This is a genomic window from Paraburkholderia sp. HC6.4b (assembly GCF_014200875.1).
In the GTDB taxonomy this organism is placed as follows: Bacteria; Pseudomonadota; Gammaproteobacteria; order Burkholderiales; family Burkholderiaceae; genus Paraburkholderia; species Paraburkholderia tuberum.
Window position 1 is genome coordinate 190,054 of record NZ_JACHDC010000008.1, and the last position, 17,904, is coordinate 207,957.

Genomic DNA, 17,904 nt, shown 5'->3' on the forward strand with positions numbered 1-17,904 from the left:
ACGCAAAAAAAGTATCCCGCTCGACCCGTGAATCGAACCCAGCCCAAATGAAAGGAAACGCGATGAGCTACAACGACAGCAACCCGTTCGCCAAAATCTTGCGCGGCGAACTACCGTGCATCAAGGTGGCCGAAAACGACCAGGCGCTGGCTTTCATGGACTTGATGCCGCAGGCCGACGGCCATCTGCTCGTCGTGCCGAAGGAAGCGGTCGCGGAAATTTTCGATCTGTCGGATGCGGCGCTCGTCGCGTCGACGCGCATGGCGCAAAAGCTCGCGATCGCGGTGCGCGCGGCACTGCGTCCTGACGGCGTGTTCATCGGCCAGTTCAATGGCGCGGCGGCGGGACAGACAGTGCCGCACGTCCATTTCCACGTGATTCCGCGCTGGGAAGGCCAACCGCTGAAGCTGCATGCGCGCGAGGTCGCCGATCCGGACACGCTCGAAGCGCTCGCCAAACGGATTCGCGCGCACTGGCGCGCCCACTGAAGCGCGACGCGAGGCCTGCCGACGCAACGTCGCGCCCCGCATTACGGTCACGCCCGGTAACAACTGTAAAAGCCGTTGAAACCACCGATTAGCGTGTCGCGACTAGACTGCTATTGCCTTGTGTTCAAGGCATTGAGTGTGGATCTCTTTTTTTCAGCCTGCCCCTGTGGCAGGCTTTTTTTCTTTGGGGACCCGCTTCGCAATCTCAGAGCCGCTCGCGCGAACGGCGTAGCGGATGCCGCCAGTCGATGCGTCGGCGACGCGCTCGCAACGGCCGTCCGTCGTGCAGGTCTCGATGCTCCTGCCACAGTTCGTCGGAAAAAAGAAACATGACGATCAGCAGCGGAACGACCAGAAAAATCCCGAGTATGACGTGCTCGTTCACGATAGCCTCCGGGTGCAGGAGATTCATTTTCATTGTAGAGCACCGCCTGTACCCGCATACCGGCTCGACGAAGATCCACCTGGATTCAGGCCGCACGCGAAGGGTACATCGCACTGCGATCGCGCCCCCCTCGCCTGTCCACGCGGTTTTGCGCCGCGCGGCTTTTTTCATGCGTTTTCGGCAATGGCGCGTTGCAAGCGTTTCACCAGGGCCCGTGAGATACGGCTGGCACTGTTTATTTTCTGCACTTGCCTCGTTATTGCGCATCGCAGCTTTTGCCTGTGGAATGACTTTGTGTGCGATGCACAAACCCGTTGATTAAATTGTATTAAATCGCTTAATTGACGCTACACGTTTACGTGAATGCGCGCGCAAAGCTTTACCAGCTAAGGCATATGCGAGTGTGGATTTTTAGTTATTCATTTCATTGCCATTCGGTCAGGCGTGTGCTCAAGCTTTAATCAGCTTCGACAGCAGGTGCGACAATTCGCCACTGTTGCGATCGCACACAAGATGTGCTTGTCGTTCTCATCGGTTCTCCTAGAGTGCGAGATGCGGGTCCACCGTTAAAGTTAAATACATAGCTAACCGAGATTTTTTTCGGCCCGCCCCGGAGGAACGAATGAAAACTCGAATTGCCGTTGTTTTCGCCATCGCGGGTTTGGCTGCCGCTAGCGTTCAGGCGCAAGACGTCGTGATCAAGCCGCAGCAAACGATCCAGTTCAAGGCCAATGCCTATGGCTGCGTATCGAAGGACAAGCTCGATGCCGCCGATCACCACGCGCAAGCCGGTGAACAGCAGCAGATGCAGGAATTCTTCTCCGGATATCAATGCGTGTCGACTCCGACCGACTCGAGTTTCCGCGTGGTGCGCGTGGTCGGCCACGACGTCGAGTTCGTGAATTCAGCCAATAGCGATACCGAGGGGCTCTGGGCGAACGACCGATTCATCAAGCAATAAGTACAACACCGGTATTCCGGCAAAAGCCGGAATACCGTCGCATGCGTATCCGCTGCGGCTTTAAAAGTCGCAGGCGTGAACGCGTGAGCTAAAAGAGACGGCTTGGGCATTCCGATGCCAAGCCGTTTTTTTTATTGCTTTTGATACTTGCCAGGCTTCACCTGCAATAAAAAAGCCGATGCGGGTTTTATCGACCCGCATCGGCAGTACGCCTTCTCGCAAAGCGCAGGAAACCGGCCACGAGCAACGGCGCGTCAGTGCACGCGCTTGCTGCGGCGGAACTGGTCGAACAGAACCGCGAGCAGCAGGATGCCGCCGCGAATCAGGTACTGGTAGAACGTCGGTACGTTCAGCAGGCTCATGGCGTCCTGTACCGAGCCCATGATCAGCACGCCGACCAGCACGCCGGAGATCGTCGCGACACCGCCCGTCAGCGACACACCTCCGAGCACGCACGCGGAAATCACGCCGAGCTCGAGCCCGACCGACGTCTTCGGATCGCCGAGGCTCATGCGCGACGCGAGCATCACGCCCGCGAAGCCGGTCACGAGGCCTTGCAGCACGAACACGGTGATCTTGATGCGCGTGACGGGCAGCCCCGCGAGCACAGCCGCTTCGCTATTGCCGCCGACGGCCAGCACGTTCTTGCCGAACACGGTCTTTTTCAGCAGGAAGCCGAACAGAACGAAGCCGACGATGTTGCTCCAGATCGGATAAGAAATGCCGAGGAACGAGCCGCCGCCGAGGTCGAAGAAGCGCTCCTCGGAGATCATCACCGCGTCGCCGTTCGACGTGATGTACGCGAGGCCGCGCACGACCTCCATCATCGCGAGCGTGACGATCAGCGAGTTGATCTTGTAGCGCGCGACCAGCGTGCCGTTGACGAGCCCGACCGCGCCGCCCGCGAGCACGCCGGCCGTGATGCCGACTAACACGCTGTGCGTCGCGGTGATCAGCACGGAAGCCACCACGCCCGAAAACGCGACGATCGACGCCACCGACAGGTCCACCTCGCCGAGCGCGAGCACGAACATCATCGTGACGGAGATCGAGCCGATCAGCGTGACCGACAGCAGCAGGCCCTGGATATTGCGCGTGCTCAGAAAGTCTGGGACCGTGAACGACAGCACCGCGAACAGGATGACGAACACCATCACGATGCCGGATTTGTTGATCAGGTCCCAGGTGCGCGCGGCGCGCGCGGCCAAGCCCACGGAGGCGACGGCGGGGGTCGAGGAATCGGTGGAAGGTGTATTCATGATGTCTGTTCCATTCAATGCCGTTTTCGTTGCGATATTCGGTAAGAGGTCTGGTGGCGCGATCCGTTGGGCGATCAGCGCGGCAATGCCAGCTTGATCAGCGCATCCGGCGTGGCCTGCGCCTTTGGCAGATCGCCGACGATGCGGCCTTCCTTCATCACGATCACGCGATCGGTCACGCCGATCACCTCGGCGAGATCGCTCGACACGACGATGACCGTGCGGCCCGCCTCGGCGAGCCCATACAGCAGCCCATAGATCTCGCTGCGCGCCCCGACGTCGATGCCGCGCGTCGGCTCGTCCATCAGGAACACGTCGATCTCTTCGGCGAGCCAGCGCGACAGGATCACCTTCTGCTGATTGCCGCCGGACAGCGTGCCGATCGGCGTGTCGCCGTTGCGCGTCTTGATCGCGAGCTTGCCGATGAACTCGCGGGTGGTCTGCGCTTCCTTGCGGCCGTTGAGCACGCTGAAGCGGCTGAAGTGGCGGCGGCAGCTGATGTTCAGGTTGTCCGACACCGACGCGATCGACACGATGCCTTCCTGCTTGCGATCCTCGGGACACAGAGCGACACCGGCGCGCACCGCGTCGCGCGGCGTGGCGAACTGCACGCGCTTGCCCTTCAGCGCGACCTCGCCGGCGCTCGGCTTGACCGCGCCGTAGATCAGCTTCATCAGCTCGGAGCGGCCCGCGCCGACGAGTCCGAAGAAGCCGACGATCTCGCCCTTGCGCGCCGAAAACGAAGCCGGTTCGCGCAGGCCCGGTCCCATCAGGCCGTCGACCTGAAGCTGCACGTCGCCGTGCTCGCGCGCGCGATAGCCGTACACATCGGTGATCGAGCGCCCCACCATGCAGCTGATCAGCCGATCGCGATCGAGTCCCGCGCCGGCCTCGAAGGTGTCGATGCGGCGGCCGTCGCGAAACACGGTGACGCGATCGCACAGTTCGTAGACTTCATCCATCCGGTGCGTGACGTAGATGATCGCGCGGCCTTCGGCCTTCAGCGCGCGGATGATGCGGAACAGTTGCGTGGTTTCGCGCGACGACAGCGAGCTGGTCGGTTCGTCGAACGCGATCACGCGCGCGTCGCGCATCAGCGCCTTGCCGATTTCGATCATCTGCCGCTGACCGATCGACAGATGCTTGACCTGCTGCGACGGATCGAGCTTTTCGCCGAGCCGTTCGAGCTCGCGCATCGCACGCGCGACCAAAGCCTTTTCGTCCAGTACGCCGAAGCGATTCGGCAGGGCGCCGAGCATCAGATTCTCGGCGACCGTCAGCTCCGGCACCAGATGCAGTTCCTGATAGATGATCGCGATGCCCGCGGCGATCGCCGCCTTGGTCGTCGCGAACTGCTGCTCGACGCCGTCGAGCGACAACGTGCCCGAGACAGGATGATTGACGCCGGACAGCACCTTCAGCAGCGTCGATTTGCCGGCGCCGTTTTCGCCCATCAGGCCGTGCACCTCGCCGCGGCGCACTTCCAGCGAGACCTGGTCGAGCGCGAGCACGCCCGGAAAGCGCACGGTGATGCCGTCGAGCCGGAGATAGGGGGCGTCGGATGCGGGCGTCGATGCAGGCGAGGGCGTGCGCACCGCCTCGCTGGCATGAGACCCGGTGAATAAGGACGTCATCGAAAAACCTCGAACGGATGAAAGCTGAGCGGGCCGCGCTCGCGCTAAACGCGAGGCACGAGGCGGCCCGCCGTCTGCTGCGAGAACCTCGCTTAAATACCCAGTTCCTTGCGCACGTCCAGCCAGTTGCCGCGCACCATCAGCTTGCCGGTGGTCTGCGTGTCGGCGGGCGGCTGCTTGCCGTCCTTGATCCACTCGATAAGGTTCTCGGTGCTTTCCTTGCCGTGGTTCGTCGAGCTGACCGCGATCGTGCCGTAGAAGCCCGTCGGTTCCTTCTTCTGGAACTCGGCGAACGCCTCGCCCGCGCCGTTGATGCCGACGCCGATCACGTCCGCGGCCGGAATATGCAGCTGTTCGGTCGCGCGCACGCCGCCGAGCACGCTTTCCTCGTTGAGCGCGAAGATCACCCACTTCTTGATGTTCGGATGCTGCGCGAGCACCGGCGACACCGCGTTGAAGCCGCCTTCGTCGTCGGTGGTTTTCTGCGGCGCGTCGAAGACGTTTTCCTTCTTGAAGCCGCCGGCGAGCAGCGACTGCGTCGCGCCGTCGGTGCGCAGCTTCGCGGTCGGCAGCTCATAGTCCGTGATACGCAGCGCGCCGACTTCCTCAGGCTTCCAGCCGCGGCGCTTCATTTCGTCGGTGATCGCCTGGCCCACCTGGTTGCCGATCTTGAAGGCCGACATGCCGAGGTGCGGCACGTTCGCCAGCGGCTTGCCGGTTGAATCGACCAGCTGGTCGTCGACGGTCACGAACTTCATGTTGTAGCGCTTCGCGCGCGCCTGAATCGCCGGTCCGAGACGCACGTCGGGCGCGCAGATCACGAAGCCCTTCGCGCCTTGCGCGCCGAGGTTGTCGATCGCGGCCAGCACCTTTTCGCCGTCGGGCGTGCCGATGTTGACGACCGAGAAGCCGTCCTTCTGGCCGAGCGCGCTCGCGGCTTTCTGTTCGTTGATGAACCACGCCTGTTCGGGCATCTTCACGAGGAAGCCGACTTTGAGCGGCTCATCCGCGTGGGCGGACAGTTGTGCGGCGAACGGGGCGGCGAGGGCGGCGGCGGCCATCGCGGTCAGGGTCAAACGGCGAAGCTTGCTGGTCATCTACTGTCTCCTGAGGGTGAAAAGCTGCATTGATGTCGTGTAGTTGCAGCGGGGTAACGCGGGCGGCGTCAGCCGTCGCGCGAATCGGGGCGGATCTGTGCGCGGCACGCCGGGCGGTTCGCGCAAGTCGCGGTGAAAACTGTGGCGTGGCTCATTGCTTCTAGCTCGCCAGGTACGCCGTTTTCACGGCGGTCCAGAACGCGGCATCGCTCGCGCCATAGGCCGACGCCTTGCGCCCGCCGCCGGGTCCATGATGCTCGACGGTCGTGGTCGGCAGATTGATCGTGACGAGACCGCTCTGCACGTGGCGGCGAAAATGCCGCGCGCGTTCGAGCGAGCGCGTACAGATGCCGGCGCACAGTCCGTAGGCGGTGTCGTTCGCGAGATGTAGCGCGTGTTCGTAATCGTCCGCGCGCAGCACGACCGCGAGCGGCCCGAAAATCTCTTCACGCGCGATCCGATGCTCCGATTCGCCGATAAACAGCGCCGGCTCGAAAAAATAGCCGCGCGTCGCGCGCTCCAGTCGCCGCCCGCCGCGCAGCAACTGCGCGCCTTCCTGCTCGCCGACGCGCACGTAGTCGAGATTGCGTTCGAGCTGCGCGGCGTTCGCCACCGGGCCGATATCGGTGCCGTGCTTCAACGCGTGATCGACGGTGAGTTTCGCGAGCTTTGCCTGCAACGCGTCGACGAACGGCGCGAACACCGCGCGTTCGACGATCAGCCGCGCGGCAGCCGTGCTGCGCTGGCCGGTCGCGCTGAAGGCACCGCTGAGCGCCGCGTCGACCGCGCCGTCGAGATCGGCGTCGGCCAGCACGACGAACGGATTCTTGCCACCCATCTCGAGCTGCACGCGCGCCTGGCGCGTCGCGGCGGCCTGCAGCACGCGCGTGCCGGTGTCGGACGAACCGGTGAAGCTGATCGCCGCGACGAGCGGATGTGCGACGATGCGCGCACCGACCTTGCGTCCGCTGCCCATCACGAGGTTGAACACGCCGGCCGGCAAGCCCGCGCGACTGACGATCGACGCGAGCGCCGCCGCGCAGGCCGGCGCCGATTCGGCCGGCTTGTAGACGACGCAGTTGCCGTGCGCGAGCGCGGCGCCGATCTTCGCCGCGGCGATCGCGAGCGGCGCGCTCCACGGCGCGATGATGCCGACCACCCCGAGCGGCTCGCGCGTCACGTCGATTTCGACGCCGGCACGCGCCGACGCGAGCGGCTCGACGAACGCGCGCAGCGCCTCGGCCGCGAACAGCTTGAACAGTTGCCCTGCGCGCGTCGCTTCGGCGAGCGCCTCGGGCAGCACCTTGCCGACTTCACGCGCGAGCAGCCGGGCCAGCTCCTCGCGGCGCGCGAGCATTTCGCTGCCGATCGCGTCGAGCGCGTCGGCGCGGCGCTGTGCGGAGGCGAGCGACCAGTCGCGAAACGCCGCGTGCGCAGCCTCGATCGCGCTGTCGGTCTGCCGCACGTCGGCGCGCACGTATTCGCCGACCGGCTCGTCGAGATCCGACGGATTGAGCGAAACGCCCGTGGTCGCGCCGGTCTCCCATCCGCCATTGATGTAATGGCGAAACGGGCTGGCAACGAGGGGGACGAGCGGATCGCGGTTCATCGGCGAAAAAAGGCGCACCGTAAGTTCACAAAGTCCACGAATGGTATGAGCCGGCCCAATAACTTTCCAATCCCTTTTTAGGCTTCTCCGATATCAGTTTCGGTATGGCATCATGGAGCTTCAGAGGAAGAACGTACAAAAATCGCTCGTAAAGACCCAGGAGACCCTGCGATGACGCGTAGCTATTCGAACTGGTTCGTGCGCGCTCGGCTGAAGACGCGCCAGTTGCTGCTGCTTGCCGCGATGGAGGAGGAGGGCAACGTGCGCCGCGCGGCCGACGTGCTCGGCATGACGCAGCCGGCCGCGTCGCGCCTGTTGAAAGAGCTCGAGGACATGCTCGGCGTGAGCCTGTTCGACCGCACGCCGCACGGTATGCACGCGACGCTGTACGGCGAGGTGATGATCCGCCACGCGCGCATGGTGCTGTCGAACCTGAGCCAGGCGCACGACGAAATCTCGGCGCTGCGCGCGGGGCTCGCGGGTCAGGTGCGTATCGGCGTGATCGCCGCGGCGGCCGCGACGATGGTGCCGCGCGCGATCGCGAGCGTGAAGGCGCGTTATCCGCAGTTGCAGATCTGGACCGAGGTCGAGACCTCCGACGTGATGCTGCCGCGGCTCGCCGAAGGCGATCTCGACATCATGATCGGCCGCGTGCTCGAAAGGCAGAACCAGTTCAAGACCGACGTGCGCTACGAACCGCTCGCCGACGAACCGCTGTGCGTGGTCGCGCGTCCCGGCCATCCGCTCGAAAATGAAACGGGATTGACGCTGCGCGGCATCGTCAACGCGAGCTGGGTGCTGCATCCGCCGGGCAGCGTGCTGCGCCATCGCTTCGACCTGATGTTTTCGCAGATCGGCCTGAATCCGCCGCAGAACGTCGTCAATACGAACAACTTCCTCGCGATTTCGAGCCTGCTGCTGCAAAGCGAGATGTTGGCGGTTTTGCCCGATGAAGTGGCGCGCCAGTACCAACAGTACGGGGTATTGAAGCGCGTACCGATCGATTTGCCTTGCAGGATGGATACATTCGGTATCATCACGCGCCAGTCGCATCTGTTGTCGCCGGCGGCCGCCGTCGTGCTCGACGCGCTGCGAGATGCGGCTCGCGACGTGTACGGCACGGCCACGGAACCCGCGGTGGCCCGGTAAATGCTTCCTTCTGTGTCATAGGCACCGGCTGACGGCGCGGGAGGAACATACGATGTACAGCAAACACAAGAAACGGCAACGCGCCGTCGACGATTCATTTTCGCTGCGCTCCGGTGGAGCGAGCGCCTGGTTTAGCAACGGCATGGCTCTCAAATCGACGATATACAAGGCGGAACTGCAGATCGCTGACATGGACCGGCACTATTACGCCGACCATTCGCTGACGATCGCCCGTCACCCCTCCGAAACCGACGAACGGATGATGGTCCGCGTCGCCGCGTTCGCGCTGTTCGCGCAGGAACGGCTGGAGTTCTGCAAAGGTTTGTCGGATGTCGACGAACCGGATCTGTGGGCGAAGGATCTGACCGGCGCGATCGACACGTGGATCGAGGTCGGCCAGCCCGAGGAGCGCCGCATCGCCAAGGCGAGCGGGCGGGCGAATCACGTGGTCGTGATCGCGTATGGCGGGCGTACTTCGGAAATCTGGTGGCAGGGCGTGCGCAACAAGGTCGAGCGCCTGCGCAACGTGACGGTCTGGACGCTCGGCGAAGACGTCGCGGCATCGCTCGGCTCGCTTGCCGAACGCACGATGCGGCTGCAATGCACGGTGCAGGACGGCGAAGCATGGCTCGGCAGCGCCGAAGCCGATGCGGTGAAGATCGACTGGACCGTACTCAAGGCGCCCGCCGATGCGTGACGGCTCAGGTCTGAACCAGTTTTTGCGCCGCTTCGTTCTCGCATTCAGAGCGACGTGACCCGCGCCGCTTCCGGCGGCCCCTTCAGCTCGACCATATTGCCCTCCGGGTCGAACAGATACAGCGACGGCCCGAATCCGTCCGCGCCATAACGCACTCCCTGTTCGCCGAGCCGCGCGCCATGCGCGCTCAAATGCGCCTTCAACGCGTCGGCGTCGAACGACTCGACGCGCAGACACAGGTGGTCCATGTTGCGCCCCGTGCCCGCCGCGCCGTTTTCCGCGCGATCGAGCTTCGCGCCGACCTGCAGCAGATCGATCAGCGATCGGCCCGCGCGCAGTTGCGTGAGGCCGAGTTCGCGCTGCTCCTTTTCAACACTGCAACCGAGTACGTCGCAGTAAAAGCGCGCGAGGGTTTCGACCTGCGTCGCCCGGATCACGACGTGGTCGATCTCGCGAATGTGGATTTTCATGTCGAACGCCCTTTCGCTAGTTCGGAGAACCGATTAGGAAGTGTAGGAGAAAGGAAAGGGCGGGGTGGATCGGCGGGAAGTCGTGGGCGAACCGGACCAAATGCAAACCAGGCGCGGACAAAAACCGCAGGCAAAAAAAAGCCCGCTCAAGTGGAGCGGGCTGAATCCATATCAGGAGGAGACATGGAGGAGACAAGCACTAATATACACATCGGCTTGGTGCGACGCAATAACTTTTTAAGGGAAAACCCGATATCGTGCGAAATTGCCGCAGTTTGAGGCAAAACATCCGGCCGCAGGGCATTCCAAGGCGCTTCGGATTGCGATTTGCCGGGTTTGACCCCACTACGGGTACGGACAAGCGCGTCCGAATGACAGAGCAAGATCCGGCGCGTACTGTGTAGCGTTCGGGCCTAGATTGATGAGCATCGACACTGCCTGCCCATCCGGGACCCAGGACATCATGAACGCCACCACTCGCCATTCCGTCCCCATGCGCGCCGCCGCCGACGTCGACACCGCCCAGTGGCGCACCGACGACGAACGCTGGGACGCCGTCACCCACCGCGACCGCGATGCCGACGGCGCATTCTTCTACGCGGTCAGGACGACCGGCGTGTTCTGCCGGCCGTCGTGCGCGTCGCGCCAGCCGCGCCGCGAAAACGTCGCCTTCTTCACCGATGCCGCCGCCGCGCGCGCCGCGGGCTTTCGCGATTGCAAGCGCTGCCAGCCCGGTGGTCTGCCGCGCGAGCTCGACATCGTCGCCAGGGCGTGCGCAGCGCTCGACGCCGATCCGCAGCAGCGCCTCACGCTCGCGCAACTGAGCGATGCCGTGCACGTGAGCCCGTTCCATTTGCAGCGCCTGTTCAAGCGCGTGGTCGGCGTCTCGCCGCGTCAATACCAGGCCGCGCAACGCGGCGCCGCGTTGCGCGATGCGCTGCAGGGCGGCGCCGACGTCACGCGCGCGACGCTCGACGCCGGTTTCGGCTCGCCGTCGCGAATGTACGACAGCGCGCCGGCCGAGCTCGGCATGGCGCCGTCCGCGTATCGCCGCAAGGGCGCGGGCCTGACGGTGCGCTATGCGAGCGCGCCGACCTCGCTCGGCTTCGTGCTGGTCGCCGCGACTGACAAGGGCATCTGCAAGATCGGTTTCGGCGACGACACCGCGCTGCTGATCGACGAATTGCGCGGCGAGTTCGCGAATGCCGAGCTGCGCGAAGACGCCGGCCGGCTCGCGCCGTTCATCGCACAGATCGACGCGTATCTGCGCGGCACGCGCCAGGACTTCGAGTTGCCGCTCGATATCGCGTCGACCGCATTCAAGCAGCGCGTGTGGGATGCGCTGCGGCGAATCCCGTACGGCGAGACACGCAGCTATTCGCAGATCGCCGAGGCGGTCGGCTCGCCGCGGGCGGTGCGCGCCGTCGCGAGCGCATGCGCGACCAACCCGGTCGCGCTCGCGATTCCTTGCCATCGCGTCGTGCAGAAGGGCGGGGCGCTCGCCGGCTATCGCTGGGGGCTGCCGCGCAAGGCCGCGTTGCTCGACAATGAGGCGCAGCACGCAGGCGGCGTTTCAGCCAGCGACGCGCCCCGCCGCGACGCAAGCCGCACAGATGCCGACTCCCACAACTCCCAACTGGATCACGCCGCTTGAGCACGCTTCACGAGGTTGCAACTCTCGAATTGCCGTTCAAGGCACCGTTCGACTGGCCGCGGCTGCTGCGCTTTTTCAGCGGCCGCGCGACGCCTGGCGTCGAAGCCGTCGAGGACGGCGCGTATCGTCGCGCGATCGACTGGAACGGCGACGGCGGCACACTCAGCGTGCGGCTGCATCCGCGCAAGCGCTGCATCGTCGCGAGCATCGAAGGGCCGGCGAGCCGCCACGCCGATGCACTCGCCGCGCCAATCGCAAGAATGTTCGATCTGTGCGCCGATCCAAAGAAGATCGCCGCCGGACTCGCGGCGGACCCGTGGCTCGCGCCGCTCGTCGCCGCGGTGCCCGGCCTGCGCGTGCCGGGCGCGTGGTCCGGCTTCGAACTGGTGGTGCGCGCGATCGTCGGTCAGCAGGTCAGCGTGAAGGCCGCGACGACCATCATCGGACGGCTCGTGCAGCGAGCGGGCGAACGCATCGACGGGCATCCGCACGAAAACACCGCGTGGCGTTTTCCGACGCCGGCCGCGCTCGCCGAAGTCGATCTCGCGCAGATCGGCATGCCGGGCAAACGCGTCGCCGCGTTGCAGGGCTTCGCGCGTGCGGTCGCGAGCGGCGACGTGCCGCTCGACAGCAGCGACACCGTCGACGCCGCGAGCCTGCGTGCCGCATTGCTCGCGCTCGCGGGCATCGGCCCATGGACCGTCGAATACGTCGCGATGCGTGCATGGCGCGATCCCGATGCATGGCCCGAGGCGGATCTCGTGCTGATGCAATCGATCTGCGCGCGCGATCCTTCGCTCGTACGGCCCGCGCAGCAGCGCGGCCGCACCGACGCGTGGCGGCCGTATCGCGCGTATGCCGCGATGCATCTGTGGAACGAGGTGGCGGATCGGGCGGGCGCTGCGCGCGGGGGATGAGCTGAGCGTCGTCGCAACGTGCCGATGCCGATGGCGTAGTTCAGCGCGACCTCGACGTGCTCGCTGAAACTCCGCCGAAGTGGCCGCAAGCAGCGGTTCTGGCGAGATGTTAAAGTGCCCGCTACTGAAAATTCCGCCGAACGTTGTCAGCCGCTATACCGTCTGTGAATCGTCTGGCGATACACGGCGACCGGCAACGCCCAACTTGCATCAATGCCAAACACCACACCTTCCTGCACGACCGACGCGCTTTCGCACCGCCTGTCCGTGCTCGACTCGAGCCCGCAGCGCGATGTGCTGATACGCGGCCTGCGCGGCATCGAAAGGGAAAGCCTGCGCGTGACGCGCAACGGCCAGCTCGCGATGACGCCGCATCCGCGCGGGCTCGGCTCGGCGCTCACGCACCCGTCGCTGACGACCGACTACTCCGAGGCGCTGCTCGAGCTGATCACGCCGGCTGAGCAGGACGCCGCCGAAACCCTCGCGCAACTCGACGTGCTGCATCGCTTCGTCTACGCGGAGCTCGGCGACGAGATCCTGTGGAACAACTCGATGCCGGGACTGTTGCCCGCCACCGACGATGGCATTCCGATCGCGCACTACGGCACCTCGAACATCGGCAAGCTGAAGTACGTGTACCGCGTCGGCCTCGCGCTGCGCTATGGCCGCACGATGCAGTGCATCGCGGGCATCCACTACAACTATTCGCTGAGCGAAGACGTGTGGCGCCTGCTGCACGCCGATCAGCAATCCACCGCGAACGCCGTCGACTTCCAGTCCGACCGCTACCTCGCGCTGATCCGCAATTTCCGCCGCACGAACTGGCTGCTGATGTATCTGTTCGGCGCGTCGCCGGCGCTCGATCGGCGCTTTCTCCGCGATCGCAAACACACGCTCGAGACGTTCGACGCCGACACGCTGTACCGCCCGTACGCGACCAGCCTGCGCATGAGCGATCTCGGCTATTCGAACACGGCCGCGCAAGCCGCGCTGCACGCCGACTACGACACGCTGCCCGGCTATCTCGACGCGCTCGCGAAAGCCGTGAGCCGCCCGTATCCCGCCTACGAGCAGATCGGCACGCAACGCGACGGCGAGTGGGTGCAGATCAACACCAACGTGCTGCAGATCGAAAACGAGTTCTATTCGACGATCCGTCCGAAGCGCGTCACGTATCCGGGTGAGCGGCCGTTGCATGCGCTCGCCGCGCGCGGCGTGCAATACGTCGAAGTGCGTTGCATGGACATCGATCCGTTCGAGCCGGCCGGCATTTCGCTCGAAACGTCGCGCTTTCTCGACGCGTACCTGCTCGTGTGCGCGCTCGACGACAGCGCGCCCCTGCCTCCGCCCGCGTACACCGAAGCGAACCAGAACTTCGGCCGCGTGACGATGGAAGGCCGCAAGCCAGGCCTCGAACTGGTTCGCGACGGCAAGCCGGTCGCGATGATCGACTGGGCCGACGAACTGCTCGTGAAAATCGACGCCGCGGCGGCCGTGCTCGACAGCCTGAAGGGCGGCGACGAACACGCGCGCGCGGTCGCCGCGCAACGCGCGAAGCTCGCGGACGTGTCGCTGACGCCATCGGCGCGCGTGCTGCAAACGATGCGCGACCAGCAGCAAAGCTTCCTCGCGTTCGGCCTCGCGCAAAGCGAAGCGCACGCCGCGTACTTCCGTGCGCGTCCGCTCGATGCCGCGCAGTCCAAGGCGTTTGCCGACCTCGCGGTGCGATCGCTCGACGAACAGGCGAAGCTCGAACGCGACGAGGTTGGTTCGTTCGATGCGTTCGTCGCTGCGTATCGGGCCTATACGCTCAATCGCTTCAGCGTCTGAGCGTTCGGACCACAGCATCCCGGAAGTGCTTCAAGCGGCCCACGTGGCCGCTTTTTCTTTGCCCCGAGTAACGCGCAGGTAACCTCTACGGATTGCGCTCTTCAGGCGTCCGCGGAATCGGCAAATACTCCGCGCGACGTCGCGATTCTCTGATCTGGGTGAAACACCGCTTCGATGGGGTAGTCCAAAATCTTATGACATGCTCCACAGGGGAGGTATCGACGTGAAGAACAAAGCTCTGTTGGCCGCGCTGTGTCTCTTGGCGACGACGGCATGCTCGACCCAGGGTCAGGTCGATCCCGATGTCATGCAGATCGCGACCAGGCCGTTGACGTGTTCGAACAAGGCCGAATGCGACCTCTGGTGGCAACGGGCGCAAACGTGGGTCGCGAGTCATTCGAAGTACAAGATCGAGACCGCTAACGACTCGCTGATCCAGACCGCCGGCCCGGACGGCGGCAAGCGCGCGCTCGCGTTTGAGATCACGCGCGCCGCAGGTCCCGATGGCACTACCACGATCGGCTTTTCGGCGCATTGCGACAGCTCGCTCGGCTGCAAGCCGAATCCGTGGGAAGCCGGTGCGGATTTCAAGCAGTATGTGAGAGGCACCACGGGCACAGCCGCCAGCGCGCCGCAAGGCAGCGCGACGCCATCGCAGAACGCGCCCGATGCGACGCATCCGGAGACGACGCCCCGTAACACGACCAGGCTGCCGAATGGCGAGGCGATGTCGCAATAGATCGAGCGGTGGCCGCAGCGGCGATGCGTTCGCCGCTGCCGCGCGTTTGCTTCAGTGTCCTAATGAAGGCCCGGCGCCTTTGCGCGGCTTCGTGATCCACACGAGCACCGCCAGCACGATAAACGCCGCGCCCGAGATGCGGAAGAAGTCGTTGGTGGCCATCATGTACGCCTGACTCGTCACCACCTGGTTCAGCTGCGCGGTCAGGCTGTCGCCGGAGAGCCCGACGCCCGCCAGCGCATTCGTATAGGCGTTGGTGTTCGCCGAATACGTGCTGACCGTATCGGCAAGCATCGCGTGGTGATAGATCGTGTCGTTTTCCCAGAACGTCGTGCTGATCGCGGTGCCGATCGCGCCCGACAACGTGCGGAAAAAGTTCGACAAACCCGACGCGCTTGCAAGACGCTCGTCGGACACGCTCGACAGCGTGATCGTCGTCATCGGCACGAAGAAGCAGGCGACGCCGATCCCCTGCACGAGCCGCGGCAGGATCACGTGGCCGAACGGTACGTCGAGCGTGAACGTCGAGTTCCAGATCGATACGATCGCGAACACGATGAACGCGAAGCTCGCGACCATGCGCAGATTCAGCCGATGCATGTTCTTGCCGATCATCGGCGACAGAAACAGCGCGAGCAATCCGACCGGTGCCGTGGCGAGACCCGCGAGGCCGGCCGTATAGCCCATCACCGTTTGCAGCCATAGCGGGAAGATCACCACCGAGCCGAAGAACGCCATGAAGCCGAACGAGACGATCACGACGCCGAGCGCGAAGTTGCGATCCTTGAACAGCGACAGGTCGACGATCGGCTCCTTCTCGGTCAACTCCCACACGAGCAGGAACGCGATCGACACGAGCGCGATCACGGCGAGCGCCACGATGAACGTCGAGTTGAACCAGTCGCGGTCCTTGCCGAGGTCGAGCATCATCTGCAGACACGACACGCCGGTCACGAGCAGCACGAGGCCCACCGCGTCGATGCGCTGGCGCGTCGTCTGCGTCTCGCGGCCACGCAGCAGCAGATACGCGCAGAACGCCGAGAACAGGCCGATCGGCACGTTGATGTAGAAGATCCACGGCCACGTGAAGTTATCGGTGATGTAGCCGCCCATCACCGGGCCGAAGATCGGCGCGCAGATCACGGTCATCGCCCATAAGCCGAGCGCGAGTCCACGTTTGGCGGGCGGGTAGGAGCGCATCAGGATCGTCTGCGACAGCGGCACCATCGGCCCGGACACGAGCCCTTGCACGAGCCGGAATGCGATCAGCGATTCGAAGTTGTGCGCGAAACCGCAGGCCGCCGACGCGATCGTGAACAGCAGCACGGACAGCGTGAAGAGTCGTACCTCGCCGACGCGTCGCGCGAGCCAGCCGGTCAGCGGCACAGCGATCGCCGAGGCGACCGAGTACGACGAGATCACCCAGGTGCCCTGGCTTGCGGCGACGCCGAGGCTGCCGGAAATGGTCGGCACCGCGACGTTCGCGATCGAGGTGTCGAGCACCTCCATGAAGGTGCCGAGCGCAAGGCCGACGGTCAGCAGCGCGAGCGTGCCGCCCTGGAGCGGGGCGAGTTCTGCTGCGGGCAGCGTGGCGTTGGAAGCCGTGGCATCCATAGGTTTGTTCTCCTCAGGCGGCGAAAGCTTGTCGCGGCAGCCTTATCGGGTGTTTCAGATACCATGCTTGCATGCCGCATCACCCTCTGCCCAGACAGATATCTGATGACAATGACGCCTTTGAAAAGCGCCTCGTGATTGTCCCGCTAGTACTTCGTGATGACGCGCCGCCGCCATCCGACGACGACCGTTGTTTGACGCATGCCTCGGCTCATCCCGGCGGCTCGTCCGGCGGTGGCGCCGGTCCGCAACCCACGTCGGCGTCTGCCTCGGGACCGTTTGCGATGAAACGGGCGAGCAGGTGAATCAGCGTCGCGTGCTCCTCGGCGGTAAAGCCGCGCAACTGGTCGTTCAGCACAGTTGCGCCGAGGTTCGGCAACTGGCGCGCGGCCTCGTGGCCCTGCTGCGTCAGCTCAAGTTTCACCATGCGTCGGTCGTCGCTGCTGCGGGTGCGCACGACGAAGCCCTTCTTTTCCAGCCGGTCGAGCAGACGCGTCATCGAGCCGCTGTCGTACGACATCGCGCGCGACAGCTCGAATGGCGTGCTCGCGCGCCGCGACGACAGCATCAGAATCACGCCGATCTGCTGCGCGGTGAGCCCGAGCGGCTTGACCGCACGGTCCGTGCGCTCGACCAGCACGTTGCGCGCTTTCGTCAGGTAGTAGCCGAGACTGCTCGTGAGCTCGACCTCGTCCGCTTTGTAGGGGCCATCAGTCATGGGGTATCCGCAACATCCAGGCAAGACGAAGTTTAGCTGCCTAAGCAGACAAGTCAAATCGCATTTTGCGGTGCGCAACGAGGCCAACCGAAATACAACAGTCGAATCAATTGCGCCGCACAGTATCTTGAAATTTGATTGCATAGTCAATATTATGACAAGCAATGAGTTTCGCGCGTCCTGCGCCATTCGCGACCATGTTCTGACCGATCGACCGCACGCCGCCCGCCTCGCGACGCGCGCCAAAGGATTTCCCCGATGCTGTACCTCAAAAACACGCTTGGCGGCCTCAGCCGCTCACTGACCGATTCCGCACTCCATACCTTCCAGGGCCGACACCGCTGGTGGAAGCTCGCGCTGTTTGCGGGACTGTTCGTGCTGCCAGGTGGGTCGGTGGGTGTCGCGTTGCTCGCGTGGGCCGAGCATCGAAGGGGCACGAAGCGGGCGAGGAAAGGCAGCGTTGTGGGCGCGGAATCCAGCGAGATCGTGCTGCCGAAGGAAAGCTTCGTGATAAAGGCGGGAAACGTCGTCCCCGCGACGGCCAACAGCGGTAACGCTTGCCTCGCGCCTGGCGGTGCGTCGTGCCGGGCCTCCGCTGGCAAGCTCGCGTGTCAGCGTCAACGCCAGCAGACCCAATCCACGGAATCGCGGCTCTGAAGGTGCACCGATTCGCAGCGCGCTTT

17 protein-coding genes are annotated in these 17,904 nt (G+C 64.4%); 9 read left to right on the plus strand and 8 right to left on the minus strand.

Annotated elements, in window-relative coordinates:
• Positions 1-62 precede the first annotated feature (62 nt).
• Entirely contained in the window at positions 63-488 is a 426-nt protein-coding gene (locus HDG34_RS14545; protein ID WP_090805510.1) for an HIT family protein, read from the plus strand.
• Between the two features lie 205 nt (positions 489-693).
• Here the strand turns inward: HDG34_RS14545 and HDG34_RS14550 are convergent, their stop codons facing one another.
• Positions 694-873 (minus strand): hypothetical protein, encoded by a 180-nt coding sequence (locus HDG34_RS14550; protein WP_090805511.1) that lies wholly within the window; start codon positions 871-873, stop codon positions 694-696.
• 622 nt (positions 874-1,495) lie between these two features.
• Here HDG34_RS14550 and sap1 point away from each other — a divergent pair.
• Positions 1,496-1,834, plus strand: coding sequence for a surface attachment protein Sap1 (sap1, locus tag HDG34_RS14555; RefSeq protein WP_018418921.1), 339 nt, complete (start codon positions 1,496-1,498; stop codon positions 1,832-1,834).
• Positions 1,835-2,088: 254 nt separating this feature from the next.
• Here sap1 and araH read toward each other — a convergent pair whose 3' ends face one another.
• The 4 genes from araH to HDG34_RS14575 form a co-directional block, all read right to left on the minus strand.
• Positions 2,089-3,093 (minus strand): L-arabinose ABC transporter permease AraH, encoded by a 1,005-nt coding sequence (araH, locus tag HDG34_RS14560; protein WP_184060966.1) that lies wholly within the window; start codon positions 3,091-3,093, stop codon positions 2,089-2,091.
• Between the two features lie 74 nt (positions 3,094-3,167).
• Positions 3,168-4,727, minus strand: coding sequence for an L-arabinose ABC transporter ATP-binding protein AraG (araG, locus tag HDG34_RS14565; protein WP_184060967.1), 1,560 nt, complete (start codon positions 4,725-4,727; stop codon positions 3,168-3,170).
• 92 nt (positions 4,728-4,819) lie between these two features.
• Positions 4,820-5,824, minus strand: a complete 1,005-nt coding sequence (locus HDG34_RS14570) for an arabinose ABC transporter substrate-binding protein (protein WP_184060968.1) — start codon at positions 5,822-5,824, stop codon at positions 4,820-4,822.
• Between the two features lie 160 nt (positions 5,825-5,984).
• The gene (locus tag HDG34_RS14575; protein ID WP_184061039.1) at positions 5,985-7,433 is read right to left on the minus strand and encodes an aldehyde dehydrogenase family protein; all 1,449 of its coding nucleotides are present in this window, start codon (positions 7,431-7,433) and stop codon (positions 5,985-5,987) included.
• Between the two features lie 171 nt (positions 7,434-7,604).
• Here HDG34_RS14575 and HDG34_RS14580 point away from each other — a divergent pair, with 171 nt between their 5' ends.
• Positions 7,605-8,582, plus strand: coding sequence for a LysR family transcriptional regulator (locus HDG34_RS14580; protein ID WP_184060969.1), 978 nt, complete (start codon positions 7,605-7,607; stop codon positions 8,580-8,582).
• Between the two features lie 142 nt (positions 8,583-8,724).
• Positions 8,725-9,279, plus strand: coding sequence for a YaeQ family protein (locus HDG34_RS14585; protein ID WP_184061040.1), 555 nt, complete (start codon positions 8,725-8,727; stop codon positions 9,277-9,279).
• 44 nt (positions 9,280-9,323) lie between these two features.
• Here HDG34_RS14585 and HDG34_RS14590 read toward each other — a convergent pair whose 3' ends face one another.
• Positions 9,324-9,749, minus strand: coding sequence for a VOC family protein (locus tag HDG34_RS14590; RefSeq protein WP_184060970.1), 426 nt, complete (start codon positions 9,747-9,749; stop codon positions 9,324-9,326).
• Between the two features lie 463 nt (positions 9,750-10,212).
• On the opposite strand from HDG34_RS14590, the gene ada reads away from it, so the two are divergent.
• The 4 genes from ada to HDG34_RS14610 all read left to right on the plus strand — a co-directional run bounded on the left by ada (position 10,213) and on the right by HDG34_RS14610 (position 14,889).
• Positions 10,213-11,403: a bifunctional DNA-binding transcriptional regulator/O6-methylguanine-DNA methyltransferase Ada gene (gene ada / locus HDG34_RS14595; RefSeq protein WP_409259358.1), complete on the plus strand. Its 1,191-nt coding sequence runs from the start codon at positions 10,213-10,215 to the stop codon at positions 11,401-11,403.
• Positions 11,400-12,320, plus strand: a complete 921-nt coding sequence (locus tag HDG34_RS14600) for a DNA-3-methyladenine glycosylase (protein ID WP_184060971.1) — start codon at positions 11,400-11,402, stop codon at positions 12,318-12,320. The genes ada and HDG34_RS14600 overlap by 4 nt, the downstream gene beginning before the upstream one ends.
• Positions 12,321-12,533: 213 nt before the next feature.
• Entirely contained in the window at positions 12,534-14,150 is a 1,617-nt protein-coding gene (gshA, locus tag HDG34_RS14605; RefSeq protein WP_184060972.1) for a glutamate--cysteine ligase, read from the plus strand.
• 223 nt (positions 14,151-14,373) lie between these two features.
• On the plus strand, positions 14,374-14,889 hold the full coding sequence (locus HDG34_RS14610) for a hypothetical protein (RefSeq protein ID WP_184060973.1): 516 nt from the start codon (positions 14,374-14,376) through the stop codon (positions 14,887-14,889).
• Between the two features lie 51 nt (positions 14,890-14,940).
• On the opposite strand, the gene HDG34_RS14615 is transcribed toward HDG34_RS14610, so the two are convergent.
• Together HDG34_RS14615 and HDG34_RS14620 are read right to left on the minus strand one after the other, a co-directional pair.
• On the minus strand, positions 14,941-16,503 hold the full coding sequence (locus HDG34_RS14615) for a DHA2 family efflux MFS transporter permease subunit (protein WP_184060974.1): 1,563 nt from the start codon (positions 16,501-16,503) through the stop codon (positions 14,941-14,943).
• 211 nt (positions 16,504-16,714) lie between these two features.
• A complete protein-coding gene (locus HDG34_RS14620; protein ID WP_090802317.1) occupies positions 16,715-17,221 on the minus strand; it encodes a MarR family winged helix-turn-helix transcriptional regulator in 507 nt (168 codons plus the stop codon).
• Between the two features lie 258 nt (positions 17,222-17,479).
• Between HDG34_RS14620 and HDG34_RS14625 the strand changes: the two genes are divergently transcribed.
• On the plus strand, positions 17,480-17,878 hold the full coding sequence (locus tag HDG34_RS14625; protein WP_184060975.1) for a hypothetical protein: 399 nt from the start codon (positions 17,480-17,482) through the stop codon (positions 17,876-17,878).
• Positions 17,879-17,904 lie beyond the last annotated feature (26 nt).